The 12,444-nt window shown below is 43.5% G+C and carries 19 protein-coding genes; all 19 read right to left on the reverse strand.

Annotation, left to right across the window (positions count from 1 at the left end; genetic code table 11):
* Positions 1-18: 18 nt before the first annotated feature.
* Complete coding sequence (locus ACLB09_RS08465; RefSeq protein WP_410769368.1) at positions 19-540, reverse strand: GNAT family N-acetyltransferase; 522 nt, start codon at positions 538-540, stop codon at positions 19-21.
* Positions 541-607: 67 nt separating this feature from the next.
* Positions 608-949: a hypothetical protein gene (locus tag ACLB09_RS08470; protein ID WP_410769369.1), complete on the reverse strand. Its 342-nt coding sequence runs from the start codon at positions 947-949 to the stop codon at positions 608-610.
* A gap of 237 nt (positions 950-1,186) precedes the next feature.
* Positions 1,187-1,861 (reverse strand): HAD family hydrolase, encoded by a 675-nt coding sequence (locus ACLB09_RS08475; RefSeq protein WP_410769370.1) that lies wholly within the window; start codon positions 1,859-1,861, stop codon positions 1,187-1,189.
* A gap of 12 nt (positions 1,862-1,873) precedes the next feature.
* The gene (locus ACLB09_RS08480; protein WP_410769371.1) at positions 1,874-2,392 is read right to left on the reverse strand and encodes a hypothetical protein; all 519 of its coding nucleotides are present in this window, start codon (positions 2,390-2,392) and stop codon (positions 1,874-1,876) included.
* A 37-nt stretch (positions 2,393-2,429) separates the two neighbouring features.
* Positions 2,430-2,900 (reverse strand): DinB family protein, encoded by a 471-nt coding sequence (locus ACLB09_RS08485; RefSeq protein ID WP_410769372.1) that lies wholly within the window; start codon positions 2,898-2,900, stop codon positions 2,430-2,432.
* A gap of 12 nt (positions 2,901-2,912) precedes the next feature.
* Complete coding sequence (locus tag ACLB09_RS08490) at positions 2,913-3,440, reverse strand: YfiT family bacillithiol transferase (protein WP_410769373.1); 528 nt, start codon at positions 3,438-3,440, stop codon at positions 2,913-2,915.
* Between the two features lie 105 nt (positions 3,441-3,545).
* Positions 3,546-4,319, reverse strand: coding sequence for a class I SAM-dependent methyltransferase (locus tag ACLB09_RS08495; protein ID WP_410769374.1), 774 nt, complete (start codon positions 4,317-4,319; stop codon positions 3,546-3,548).
* Between the two features lie 53 nt (positions 4,320-4,372).
* A complete protein-coding gene (locus ACLB09_RS08500; RefSeq protein ID WP_410769375.1) occupies positions 4,373-4,858 on the reverse strand; it encodes a hypothetical protein in 486 nt (161 codons plus the stop codon).
* Positions 4,859-4,862: 4 nt separating this feature from the next.
* Positions 4,863-5,558 (reverse strand): class I SAM-dependent methyltransferase, encoded by a 696-nt coding sequence (locus ACLB09_RS08505; RefSeq protein WP_410769377.1) that lies wholly within the window; start codon positions 5,556-5,558, stop codon positions 4,863-4,865.
* Between the two features lie 36 nt (positions 5,559-5,594).
* Positions 5,595-6,119, reverse strand: coding sequence for a DinB family protein (locus ACLB09_RS08510; RefSeq protein WP_410769378.1), 525 nt, complete (start codon positions 6,117-6,119; stop codon positions 5,595-5,597).
* A gap of 292 nt (positions 6,120-6,411) precedes the next feature.
* Positions 6,412-7,131, reverse strand: coding sequence for a class I SAM-dependent methyltransferase (locus ACLB09_RS08515; protein ID WP_410769379.1), 720 nt, complete (start codon positions 7,129-7,131; stop codon positions 6,412-6,414).
* Positions 7,132-7,358: 227 nt separating this feature from the next.
* Complete coding sequence (murI, locus tag ACLB09_RS08520) at positions 7,359-8,141, reverse strand: glutamate racemase (RefSeq protein WP_410769380.1); 783 nt, start codon at positions 8,139-8,141, stop codon at positions 7,359-7,361.
* 117 nt (positions 8,142-8,258) lie between these two features.
* Positions 8,259-8,843, reverse strand: coding sequence for a DJ-1/PfpI family protein (locus ACLB09_RS08525; protein WP_410769381.1), 585 nt, complete (start codon positions 8,841-8,843; stop codon positions 8,259-8,261).
* A 24-nt stretch (positions 8,844-8,867) separates the two neighbouring features.
* A complete protein-coding gene (locus ACLB09_RS08530; RefSeq protein ID WP_410769382.1) occupies positions 8,868-9,062 on the reverse strand; it encodes a hypothetical protein in 195 nt (64 codons plus the stop codon).
* Positions 9,063-9,221: 159 nt separating this feature from the next.
* On the reverse strand, positions 9,222-9,755 hold the full coding sequence (locus tag ACLB09_RS08535; protein WP_410769384.1) for a GNAT family N-acetyltransferase: 534 nt from the start codon (positions 9,753-9,755) through the stop codon (positions 9,222-9,224).
* 37 nt (positions 9,756-9,792) lie between these two features.
* The gene (locus ACLB09_RS08540; RefSeq protein WP_410769385.1) at positions 9,793-10,365 is read right to left on the reverse strand and encodes a GNAT family N-acetyltransferase; all 573 of its coding nucleotides are present in this window, start codon (positions 10,363-10,365) and stop codon (positions 9,793-9,795) included.
* Between the two features lie 28 nt (positions 10,366-10,393).
* Positions 10,394-11,185 (reverse strand): lipid II flippase Amj family protein, encoded by a 792-nt coding sequence (locus tag ACLB09_RS08545; protein ID WP_410769386.1) that lies wholly within the window; start codon positions 11,183-11,185, stop codon positions 10,394-10,396.
* Positions 11,186-11,244: 59 nt separating this feature from the next.
* Positions 11,245-12,039, reverse strand: a complete 795-nt coding sequence (locus ACLB09_RS08550; RefSeq protein WP_410769388.1) for a hypothetical protein — start codon at positions 12,037-12,039, stop codon at positions 11,245-11,247.
* 27 nt (positions 12,040-12,066) lie between these two features.
* Complete coding sequence (locus ACLB09_RS08555) at positions 12,067-12,372, reverse strand: DUF5316 domain-containing protein (protein WP_410769389.1); 306 nt, start codon at positions 12,370-12,372, stop codon at positions 12,067-12,069.
* Positions 12,373-12,444 lie beyond the last annotated feature (72 nt).

Consider the following 12,444-nt stretch of genomic DNA (forward strand, 5'->3'; position numbering starts at 1 on the left):
TGAACTCAAGGAATTTTTTTATACACCGATATCATCCAAGCATTTCAGCGCTAAAAATTCGATCTTCCGATCCTCCACTTTGCTCGGAAAGCAATCTCCTCTTCTAAACCCGGCCCGCTCATATACTTTGATCGCTCGTTCATTAAAAGCAGCTACGACCAGTTGAAAGGATGTAGTGGCATACTTTACGCTTAGAAATCCCATGGCCTCAATTAGAAAGCTCTGTCCAATCCCTTTACCGGTAAGATCAGGTCTCAGTCCAAGTCCGATATCCAGGCAATCGCTTTGTTCATAAATACCGGCAGGATAACCTCCTGGGACTCGTGCCGAGTTTCCGCTGCATATATAACCGATGACTTCATTATTCCGCTGCGGGTCGACTCCCAAAAAATACTCCCCGTTCATCAGTTCGTTAATACACTCGTCGCTATCATCCATGCTGTAAATCGAATAGGTTCCTTCGTATGTCCAGCGGGCTAGGACAGCCGCCTGGTCCCGTGTCATCGGCTCGAAACTGATCGATAAATGAATTTTATTCATTCGCTAAACCTCCAAATCTACCCGGTCATTAATGGAAACTGGAGAAAATCCTCTCCTACGACTCCCGTCAAGGACGGTTAAGCAGAGACAGAATGCATACAACCGAAAAAATAATCACCAAACCTAAGAGAAACGCAAGGATATAACCTTTCAAAAGCACGCCGAACTTCGTCTTTTCCTTAGTTATCACGACGTACCGGGAAATCCAGGCTATAGCCATGGCAACCAGCGACAACAATGACGAGAACCTGAGCAATTTGAACAGGTACTGCCTTAATGGAAGCTGGATCCATTCCGTAACTCCAGAACCATCGTATTTCACCGCGGTCGTATCCTTAAAAAACAATAATCCTATTAACAAACCGATTAGAAAACTGTATATCCCCGTCTTTACGATGATCTTCTCCAAGGTGCCACCCCCGCTTCCTATTAAAGAACGATGATGCAAGAAAATGAAAATGCAACTCCCCAGTGTTAACGTTTTCTTTATTATATGGGGTTAAGCCGGGGATGAATAGCTTATCAAAGCTAGTATTCAGATTTTTTATAATATTTCTTTGATGGATAAACGAAAGCGGCCTGCCTCAGATTTCCCTCTCAGGCCAGGCCGCATCTTTGGTTTAACCGCCGATCCGTTGTTGCCAAATCACAGTATCCCGTCTAATTCTTCCAAGGATTCTACGGTTAAATCGGGTCTTATTTCATGCTCCCAGATCATCTTGTTTCGATTTAACCAACATGCCGTTATCCCTTCCCTCATTGCCCCCAATACATCCGATGACGAATCCCCGATATGAATAATACGGCTTGAATCCACTTGATAATGATTGATCAAATGCTTAAACATCGCATTCTGTTCATCGTTCTTGTACGATCTGTACTGTTCCGAGGTCAATAGGCGAATTCCATAGTCCCTATAGAACGGCGGCACCATAGCATCGTCCGCATCGCTTACAATACAAACCTCATACTTTTCCGTAATGCGGTTCAGAAAGGCCTCCGTATCCTCATAGAACTCCGATAGTGCATGTTGGCGGAATAAATGCCGGTTCGCTTCCACGCAATCATAGGAAATCTCTTTCGCAGAAAATATGTCGGCAAAACTGTGTTCGTATACTTTTGCTGTCAAAGTAAACTCTTCAAGCTTAGAAAACTGCTCCTTATACTTAAAGAAACCTTCCAATAGCAAACCGCCGTATTCATCGGCCAATTTATCGGTATATGTATTTAGCAAAATCGGCTTCCAGATATGAGGTCTTCTTGCGTCAATATTCACCAACGTTTGGAACAGATCGAGGCTAACGACTTCAAATGATCTCATGGAATATCCCCCTTAAGTGAGGTCGGAATCGATTTTGCTTCTCAGATAAGCCTCGTGAAGCCCCATTTTGTAAAATTCAAGCTTCTCTCCCGTAGCTCCTTGAACCCGGTCAATGACTTGGCCCAGATGATAACCGGCATGCTCGAGAAGATGATATAGCTGATGAATATGCTCTTCATTCAATGCCAGCTCCCCCTGAATATACCGGTTCATGAGGATACTCCACGCTCTCAATTGTTCTTCAAAAGCCTGTATCAGTTGTTGGGATGTAACCGGCTCGCTTGGAAAATATTCCTGAAATCCTTGCTTTAATTCCGGATCGGATTCCGATAATCTCAAGCAGTTTCTGGCGATGTGCTCGCACATATGCATGGTGATTCCCCCGATCGTATTGCTGCCCGGGTAATTTTCGGACCATAACGCTTCTTGCGAAAGCCCTTGAAGGGACTCTTTTAATTTTAAAAAGTACATGTCGTTCATCCGATGCAACGAAATCTTCAAAAAAACCTTCTCAAAAAATGCGGTCTCCATGCATCTCCATCCCTTCCCTTTTGAAGCTTATTCACCTTTACCCGACCCAATCTGCAGTCTCATAGCCTCGTGAACTTAAAATATGATTACAATAGCCGATATGATGCTGGATATGCCGGATCTGCATTAAAACAACGTCGGCCTTGGTAAACTTGTCGTAAACCGCGCACGGGTCCACTAAGGACGCCCCTCCCAGTCGCATGAAAAATGTCTCGGACTTTACTTTCATCTCATCTATATAACCAGTAAGCTCATGCTTCGTTGGATAGTCTAGGCCTTTCTTATCGAAATCCGGGGTAATATCTTTGTTGAAATCAGGTACGTGAAATTCTTCACCTTCCTCTCTAAACCAAAAAGCAATGCCGGTGATTGCATGTAAAATATGCTTCCAGTAATCCAATTCCGGATCCACCCATACTTCCTCCGGCCCTAATTCAACTAATTGATTCAGCATTTGAAGCGCCGGTTCAAGGTGTCTTTGCAAGACGGCAACCATTTGGCAACTCATCTGATTTCCTCCTCATCTAAAATCAATATTTTTTATAAATGACTCTATTTGTGCTATATGATGCCGATCATGCCATACAAACCGTTGAAGCGCTGCATCCAATGAGATCCTCCCAAGTACCTGGGTATGTATGTTCCTTTGAAAATCCTCAGGGCGCATAGCTTGGAGCAAGACCAAAAAACGATCATGAAGGGTTTCAATGAGCAAAAGCGAGTTTTCGACCGGTACGTCTTTATAATCGCTTAGTTCCGCCCATAAATCTTCGCGGAAGGTACTCGACATCGGTTCATCTTCGGTCAAGCCGCGCTTAAATCTTAAGTAGGCATTCATATCATTATCGGCCAAGTGATGGACGATTTGTTTGACGGTCCAGCCGCCTTCGCGGTAGGGAGTGCAAAGCCCGGATGGCTCAAGATTACTTACCAGATTCCGCAGTGTGGGGGCCATACTTGAAAGTTCTGCGATGAGGTTGTTCCGTTCTTCGTCTGACGGGTTATTGACGGGTTCGAATTTTCTCAGAGGAAAACGTAATGAATTCATTGGCAGGCCAACTCCTCATAGATAGGATTAAATAACAAAACACCCCTGCCCTAATTGACATTCGTGTGTCTTAGGCAGAGGTGTTTGTCGGTTTATTCTTTTCTACTACTTTTCTGCAACTACAATAAAGCTCTTGGGAATTCCCGCATCGAATACCTCGGAGGATAAATTAGGCAGTTCCTTCAATTCTTTGACCGTTAATCCCGAGCCGGCAATCGAAGTGATTACTTCGCCAAGAGTCCAGTATCTTTGATAAACTTTCATGGGCACGCCGTCATCGGAATATTTTGAATAGGCAACCTCACGTTCAACCACGGCGTCATCAAAATAGTTACCCGTAACCTTATGTTTTCTGATATTCGCGGTTGTGCCACGGGAAGAAATCAACTTGGTGGATACAGGATGGAAATCCTGCAAAACAAAGCGCCCTCCCGGTTTCAAAAGCGCAGCGACAACCTGAAAAAGCGGATTCAGGTCCAGAAAATAATGGAGCACGCCTTTCTCCATGAACACCAAATCATATTCGGCACTCAGCTCATGAGAAGGTAGCTGTAGGACATCGGATACAACATACCGGATTTCCGCCTGTGCGGCATGAGACAGTTCCTCCGCATACCGGGCGTTATCGGCGGAGAAGTCCACAACCGTAACTTTCGCCCCTAGCAAAGCTAAGGCAACAGCTTTCATGCCATTCGAGCCAAGTAAATTCATGACTTTCTTTTCGGCAACATCTCCAAAATAATCATAAATCTCGCCGATCTTCTTTTGCGGGTTTTGTTGCAGTTTGTGCGCAGCTTCCCCGGGGAAGCCGAATCGCTTAACCCATGCTTCAAAGGCACCTGTATTCCATGCTTCCTGATTCTTCTCGTTAGACTCCATTGATGCCCTCCATTTTGCTAGTAAAAGATGTGTCGGAAATGCAGCTCCTAATATTATGGCCTATATTGTTCTTCCATGGTCACCAGCGTATCCCCGGCAAAGCGGAGATTGAACAATCTTTCCTCTAATTCCGAAGATACAAATTCATTATAATCCACCGCTCTTGAGGTAGCACCATCCAATACATAAAGTAAGCAGTCTTTCTCTAATTTCACTTTTTCCAGTTCGTTCGTTTCATTGCGAATATAGAATCCGTTGCTTAATGATCCCGTCTCGGGGACGCCATCTTCCTTTGCTGCCTTCTCCGCTTCCTCATCCGAGAACCATTCCGCGTAATCCAGGACCAAGTAATATTGCCCTTCCTCGCTTACCAACTGCTTTATAAAGGCAAGTTTCTTAGTGATTGGCGACTCTTCGGATGTGTTGGATACAGCCGGGTTACTCTTATCGTCTTGCAATTTCGAGTACAGAAATACATTCCCCAGCAATGAGATTACGAATAAAAATATAATAACATAATTGAACCACCGTTTTTTCAACCTTTCACACTCCTTTCCACCAAACGCCGGTACATTCCGGCACAATGGTTAGTTGTTTCTCTTTAATCTTGTCACCCAACTCATCGCCGAAAAAATCGCGGCATAACTGTTCCGCTTGTTCCGCCGAATCAAATTCATAGTCGGTTCTTATAGCTTTATGTTTGAATCCGTACTGCCGTTCAAGTGCCTCGTAGTAATTCATTAAGAATTCGGGACCCGATGGTTCCGTATTGCCGGTTCCCAAAGTTTCCAGGATGATGACGGTTCCGCCGGGTCTCAAAATTCTGAATATTTCCGTCATGACTTGAGATAAATTTTGCTCCCATGCCTCATGATTGCTACTGCCTACATAGCAAATACTCCACCCGGCCATGATAATGTCCATACTTTGGTTTTGAAGGGGAATCTGCCTCAAATCGGCTACGCAGGTCTTCCAGTTGGTTAATCCCATCCGATCCAGCTTGCTTGCGGTAACCTTCAACATATCTGCCGCAAAATCAACGGCCACGATGCTTTGAGTTCGGGAAGCAACCATGGTTGTCAATCTCCCTGTCCCTGCCCCGAGATCGGCAACATCCTTATTACTAAAATCAACAATCTCCGCCAGCGTGGCAGGAATATTGTAACTATAATCCTCTTTGGATACGAGCAGATCGTAAGGCGTTGATATGTATCCATAAATATCGTCGTTTCTTAGCATGGCAATTGCTCCCTTTCTCCTAATGCGGATCTATGATTACTTTGATCTCTTTTTAATGAGTCGGATCTGGCCCCGATGATTGATTTCATCTTCAAAAACATGAAACCACATAAAATACCGATTCGCTTGTTTCCCGTGCCAGAATTCTTCCTCATGATATAACCAGTCATCGTTTATAGATTTAAACAATTCAAAGGTCCGGTTCCTGACCGTATCCAGCTTCTCCAAATAGTAATTCAGATCATTGCCTTTAATTTTGTCCCGGCCTTCGGCGCCAAGGTTTAACGCAGCCCCCCATTCCGCCATCTCTTCATCGTTTAAACCCCGATTCTCAAAAGTACCTACTTGATAGGCGTATTCAACAGCGGCAAAATGCATTAATAAAGCGCCAATAGAGTTGCTCCCGGCATCCAGCAAAAAGTCCAACTGATCTACACCTAAATTTTCAACGGACTTAATGGTCGTGTACCTAGCGTAATTCATCATGGATAACAGACGGCCAACTTGTGGCGAGTATCCGGGGATGTCGGTGATCAAATAAATATGGTCCATATTCAGCATATTATTTCCTCCAGATTGATTTAGATAATTAGTTGAATAATTAACTGGATTTCATACAGCTAATTTCATCGATTATAAGCTAAATGGCTAATTAACCGGATTTTCTACAGCTAATTTAGCCCTTTACCACTACATTGGTTAAAATCGGCCGAAATAACTGGAGGTTTTCCAGTTATTTGTCTATGAGGCCTGAGTTTACGAAATTAACTGGAGGTTTTCCAGTTAATTTCCTCCAGGTAACAGGCACGCTCGACAGATGGAGTCAGGAAAATCCCCTTCGCTCCGCCAAAGCCTACTCCACCTTCTTTCTCCACAGACTCGCCCATAAAAAGGACTTGCCGTAGGCGTTGCTCCCTTTATCGCAATCCTTCATAGGACGAATTTCGACCAGTTCAAAGTAGGGCGACAACAAATGTTCGAGATTTTCCTTACTATAAGCTGCTCCACCCTGCATGCTTAACACTTTATAAATGCTGGAATCGCTCTTTTCCGCTGCCCCGCCTTGATCTTCAAAGCCGGGTGCAAAACAAACCAGACCAAAATGACCGCCCGGCTTTAGCTTCTCATTGACCAATTCGATATATTGAAACCTTCTGTGAGGAAGAAGATGATGCAGCAAGCCGGAATCATAAATCAAGTCATAAGCCCCGTCCGCCAGATCCAAGCTGAATACATCTTGAACCATAAAAGTAATCTCCAAATCCTTTTCGCTGGCGCGTTCTTTCCCCCACTTAATTGCATTTGCTGAAAGATCCACCGCATCTACCTTGCAGCCTTGTTCCGCCATGTAAATGGCATTTCTACCCGGACCGGTTCCCAGCTCCAGTACATTCCCTGCCGTAACCATACTTCTTTCAAAATAGGAAACAAGATTTTCATCCGGCACATCGACAAAAAAGGGAATCTCTCTTTCCCTGTCCTCATAAAACTCGTCCCACCATTGTTCTTCGGAACGAAATAGCCGGTCAAGCAAATCAAGCAATTCATGGTTGCTCTTAATGGGTCTCTCCATACTTTCCACCCTTTTCGATTGACTTTTATGTATAAAAAATGACCCTACCTGAGATTACGGTTGTCTTAGGCTGGGTCATTTATGGTCTTAGCAGGTGCTATGAGATTGGATTCCAAAACATTTTGCAGATCCTAATATTAAACCATGTACCCTGCTTTTTAGATATAACATTTAACATATTGCCGGAATTTTTGAGCAGTCCCATATATTCAGCTTCAGCTCCACATTCAGGAGAAATCATCTTCTTTTCTAAACAAGCGGAGTGCTATCTCCATCTTTTGCAAGTATTCATCAGAGTTGCTTGAACAAAGAAATTTGATGTCATTCTGTCCTTGTCCATCGGATAAATGGTTATCTCTTAATACTTGAGATAGCCGGTTTATCGTTCCTTCTCGTCCATCGACGATTTGAATGTGCTTCGGCAAAAGATCCTCTAACATGTTTTTGTAAAATGGATAGTGCGTGCAGCCCAACACAACGGTACCATATTCATCGAGTTGAAATCTATTCAGCTTCTCGGCGAAATATGGGCGCAGGATCTCAGGATCAAAGTTTAGCGCTTCGCAATACTGCACCAATTCGGGCAGGGGCATTGAATCGACGATATTCATATTATCCACGCTTGTAACGAGATCCCGATATTTGGATTGACTCAGGGTCAATGGAGTGGCAAAAACCAGCACTCTTTTCCCAGTTGCCCGATTCATCTCCACGGCCGGCTTTACGGCCGGTTCCATGCCGATGATCGGGATATTATAGGAACTTCTAAGTTCCGCTACGGTCAAACTTGTCGCTGTATTGCAAGCAATAACGATGGCTTTAATGTCTTCTCTCATGATCGCCTCGATAGAATGACGGATATATTTCTTCACATCCTCTTTGGGCTTAGTTCCATAAGGGACATGCAGCGTATCGGCATAAAACAAAAAATCTTCCCTGGGCAGCTCTTTCAGAGCTGCTGACAGAACGGTCAATCCGCCTAGTCCGGAATCAAAAATGGCGATTCTCATTGCTTTCACCCACCTGTACTTGTTGTTCACACTGCTTAGATGATTATACATCGTGACAAACTAAGGGGGATAGCCCAATGAAAGAGGAGCTCACGTTATGAGTCTTTTTTCATAAAGTCATCTGTCCATAATATCCTTATATAATTGCTCTCTTTCCTCCGCCTTGTCATGATAAATTCCCAAAAAATCAAATACTTCAAAAGAAAAATCCACGAAGGCACGGCCTTTCGCGGTAATGATATGTCTATCCTTAACGACCCGCTGATCCATATAATTTTCCCGGGGAAACGGATCGTCGGCATTCAGTTTCTCGATTCTTTCAACCGAGCAAGAAGTGGTAAACTTGCATGAATTTAAAATGCCCGCTCGTCCCAAATATTGCGGACCGTTACATATAGCTGCCAGCATTTTCTGTTCCTGATCCAATTTGATTAACAGTTCGGTCAATTCCGGCAGTTGATTTCGAATCGGGCCGCCGGGGATTAGAAGACCTTCAATATCATCAAGCTCCATGGCTTCATGAATGGTCAAATGAGGCAGATAAAGCAATCCCGATTCACTTACGACCGCACCTTCATTATATCCCACGGACAGAACTTCTCTATTTCCTGCATTTCTGATTTTATGTAAGGCTAAGGTAATCTCAAAATCAGCAAAATCTTCGGATATAAAACAAAGTATTTTCCCCACAATGGATTCCACCCTGCTATTTCGAATTAAAGGCTTCTATTTCTTTGTACAGCTTATTAAACGACTCTCCTTTATTAAATCGATCAATCCCGATTTTTCTACAATACGGTACCATCGGTTAACTTCATTATTCGCCGCTTCATAATTTTGCATTAATCGTGTCGGTTCATAAAAAGCACTTCTACTGTTAAGTTCAGCAAGATTATCTGCCATGGATTTTTCATCTGGCATATATCGGTAGTCCACTAATGTTGCTAATCCTTCGTCAAACCAAACCGGAACCCGATCCTTATTCTTTATTCTCTTCCTCAACTCGGCATGCATCAGCTAATGGGCGATTACGTCATCGTTAAATCCGCGAGGACCGACAACAAATCGTAGACTTTGATGTTAACCGATGTCGCTAAACTCTTGCGCTAAAATGGAATACAAAAACGAATCATGAAACCTTTCCTTGCTCCATCTATGCTCTCTTAAATGGCCTTCCTTTAACATGCCGATCTTCTCCATAACTTTGGCTGATCCAACATTTTCCGGTCGACAAGTAGCATATATTCGATGCAAATTAAGCTCGTTAAAACCAAAACTCAGCATTCTTTTCGCGGCTTCTGATGCATAACCTTGTCCCCAGTAATTTTTATGGAAGCAATAGCCGAGTTCCCCGTTAATGCCATCTGTGTGAATGCCGCAACCGCCAATCAAAGATTGGGATGACTTCAAGATTACCGCAAGTTCGTAACCGGTTCTCGGTTGTTGTTGCTGCATCAAGTGTACATCCTTCATATATTGTTTAGTCTCGTCAAAGGAGTTCGGTCCCCAGAGCATGTGCTTGACCACGTCATCATCTGATGAATATTGATGGACCTGCTCCCAATCTTCCGGAGTAAAATCTCTAAGGATTAGCCGGTTGGTTTCGAGATACATAGTTATCCTCCATTAGCAAATGATTGTAATTTTTTTACTAATAAAGCTCATTTGGAAATTCTCTTCTAAGAATGGAATACAGCTTTTGGTTTTTATATTCATTTCTTATTTTGAGTTGTTCTCTAATTAAACCTTCAAATGTCATCCCTAGGTTCTGCATCACTTTTTCGGATCCTATATTTGCTTCATTACATCTTGCTTCAATTCTATTAAGTCCCAGTTCCATAAAGCCATACTTTATCAGTGCTTTACTTGCCTCCGTCGCGATCCCCTTGTTCCAACAGGCTCTTGAAACCGCATAACCAATCTCTGCACGATCATGATCCTCGTCAAATCCGAACAAACATATTCTGCCTATCACCTTATTGGCGGCCTTGTCTACAATTGCCCAGTTGAATGAATGTCTGGTCTCGAAATGATAATTCAATGAATCTAGGAATGCTTTCGTATCATCGATCGAGTCATGATAATCCCAGCGGACATGCTCCGTGAGCAAAGGATCACTCGCAAAATCGAAAAAATCTTCGGCATCCGAACGTTCCAATTTCCTTAGCAAGAGTCTGCTTGTTTCAAATACCGGCTTTGCTGAAAATAAAAGATCTGTATTCACTATTTCCCTCTTTTCTTAGACCGGGTGATTAAAGAAGTTTGATGACGAAAGATATAAAGTACGCCGCAGGTAACAGCAAAACCTGTGCCAATAAAGTACCCATCAACCTTGATCCCATTAACAGAACATAAATCTTGCCCAGCTGATCCCGGTACAGCTTGTTGTTGATCGCGCGATCCGTGATTAATCCTACTTGAGGATCTATGAAAATCGTTAACAATATCGTGGCAATACCATTGATCAAGCCCGAGGATTGGGATGCAGTCGTACTTAACTCGGGTACCAGATGGGCCGCATACAAAGAAGATAACACTCCGACGGTATAAATGGCTGTTACGAATATATTCAAAATAATAAATCTTTTGGAGATTCCCAATACTTTAAATTGGCTTAGCCGGAATGATGGTTTTCTGAGGTAATGCCGCGTATTTTTTAGTTGTCCGATTGTCACGCTGGATATAAGCCGCGGCAATGAACCCGCCACTTCAAGTTTGGATATGACTCTCTCCCACAAAATCACAAAAGTCGGGAACAGAAAAATGGCAATAAGCGTCCCCACAGAGGATGCAATTATTATGATTCTTAAATAACCTAAAACATTAAACGTCGGGTCCGTCTTGGCGAAATCGATAAACTTAGCCGTCATTGGCGCTTGAATCAGATTAGCCGTTCTCGAGACAAGCACAATAATTCCCGTTAAGGACAGGGCAACTGCGATTTTGTTGATTTTTACTCCGGCAAACCGGAGTGAGTACGACAGGGTCTCGGCAGTATGTATGATCAAGGTCAAAACAAATATAGAAATTAAGTAATTCGTCATTATTTAGTGGTCTCCAATGAATGCTCGAATTTTACGTTTGCGTTCGTTATGCTTATAGTCTAAGTCCAAATAATCGGGTTTCCCGTTTGCGAGGAAGCCTCAAACAGCTTTCGCAGCACTCCGGCGGAAGGAATATCTGAGCTTTTAAGTTCCCTCGTAACAACTTGAAGCGAGCTTGGATAATAAAGTTCTTCGACTCCCCAAATCTTTTTCCTGAAGGGGTGATCACTCTCATGTACCATTCCCGTCTCGGCGTCACGAAACCGCACACGGATATGTTCCCGGCCAGCACTCTCATCGTGAGTAACCTCCTGAGTGAAAGCTACCGACCGAAACAGTTCACTGTTATCCCCGTGGATGATGCAGAATCCCTGTTCATTTAACCGGTAAGTAAGTTGTCCTCCGGAAGCGTAGAACCAACTGTCTTCACCCGCCAGCGCCTTCTTGTATTCTTCCAGAGATTCAGGCTCCACCAGAAATGTCCCCTGAAGTTCACGAATCCTGGACTCCAGAATATCCAGTTCCTTCAACGCCTTATCCGCCAGATTCCCAGGTAGCGGTTCCCCCCCAATCGAGCTTAACAGCGGAAAATAGCCGATGCCGAGCCGATCCATGGCTCCATAAAAAAAGTTCCCTCCAGCGGTATTGGCGACCCGATCATAATAAAAATAAAAGTCCTCATGTTCACAAGCCTGTTCCCGCCAACGCATGAAGAGCCGGTAGGTTTCATCGTCCGCGGAGTCCGACAATTCGATCCCCTCTTCCGTCCATTCCAGCAACCCGGAATCAAAGGGAGGGGGCTTTATTTTTCCTTCTTTTACGCAATTGCATACCACATATGCATCAAGTCCCATGTACGCTCCTCTTTCTGCATGTCAGTTTCATTTCGATATCAAATACAATACTATTGCGGTTGCCAACCAGGGCAGGCCAAAGATAAAGAATAATGAAGAATACTTGCTTCTAAACTTCTTATCTCCCTCTGTTTCAATACTTTCATTCGCTCTTGTTCTATCCCCGCTAATAAAAGCACCGGAAAGTAATCCCGCTAACAACCAGGAAACCGCCCCGGCTCCGCCGGTTATTTTTATTGCCGTTTCTCCATTACTTAAAAGACTTGTAAATATTGCTGCAATGATACATGTAACTATTCCAATAAATAAAGTTCTCATTAACAAAGATCTCATATTCAATTACTCCTTTCCGCTGTCAACCGGTGAGCCGAATATTTCTACGGATGATAGATTAACTTATTGAAA

Origin of the sequence: Fontibacillus forbon, from assembly GCF_046559655.1 — a bacterium.
Lineage (GTDB): Bacteria > Bacillota > Bacilli > Paenibacillales > Paenibacillaceae > Fontibacillus.

Coding starts and splice junctions, on each gene's coding strand:
- ACLB09_RS08465 (WP_410769368.1), bottom strand. CDS start 540: ATGAATAAAATTCATTTATCGATCAGTTTCGAGCCGATGACACGGGAC.
- ACLB09_RS08475 (WP_410769370.1), bottom strand. CDS start 1,861: ATGAGATCATTTGAAGTCGTTAGCCTCGATCTGTTCCAAACGTTGGTG.
- ACLB09_RS08480 (WP_410769371.1), bottom strand. CDS start 2,392: ATGGAGACCGCATTTTTTGAGAAGGTTTTTTTGAAGATTTCGTTGCAT.
- ACLB09_RS08485 (WP_410769372.1), bottom strand. CDS start 2,900: ATGAGTTGCCAAATGGTTGCCGTCTTGCAAAGACACCTTGAACCGGCG.
- ACLB09_RS08490 (WP_410769373.1), bottom strand. CDS start 3,440: ATGAATTCATTACGTTTTCCTCTGAGAAAATTCGAACCCGTCAATAAC.
- ACLB09_RS08495 (WP_410769374.1), bottom strand. CDS start 4,319: ATGGAGTCTAACGAGAAGAATCAGGAAGCATGGAATACAGGTGCCTTT.
- ACLB09_RS08505 (WP_410769377.1), bottom strand. CDS start 5,558: ATGCTAAGAAACGACGATATTTATGGATACATATCAACGCCTTACGAT.
- ACLB09_RS08510 (WP_410769378.1), bottom strand. CDS start 6,119: ATGCTGAATATGGACCATATTTATTTGATCACCGACATCCCCGGATAC.
- ACLB09_RS08515 (WP_410769379.1), bottom strand. CDS start 7,131: ATGGAGAGACCCATTAAGAGCAACCATGAATTGCTTGATTTGCTTGAC.
- murI (WP_410769380.1), bottom strand. CDS start 8,141: ATGAGAATCGCCATTTTTGATTCCGGACTAGGCGGATTGACCGTTCTG.
- ACLB09_RS08530 (WP_410769382.1), bottom strand. CDS start 9,062: ATGCCAGATGAAAAATCCATGGCAGATAATCTTGCTGAACTTAACAGT.
- ACLB09_RS08535 (WP_410769384.1), bottom strand. CDS start 9,755: ATGTATCTCGAAACCAACCGGCTAATCCTTAGAGATTTTACTCCGGAA.
- ACLB09_RS08545 (WP_410769386.1), bottom strand. CDS start 11,185: ATGACGAATTACTTAATTTCTATATTTGTTTTGACCTTGATCATACAT.
- ACLB09_RS08550 (WP_410769388.1), bottom strand. CDS start 12,039: ATGGGACTTGATGCATATGTGGTATGCAATTGCGTAAAAGAAGGAAAA.
- ACLB09_RS08555 (WP_410769389.1), bottom strand. CDS start 12,372: ATGAGATCTTTGTTAATGAGAACTTTATTTATTGGAATAGTTACATGT.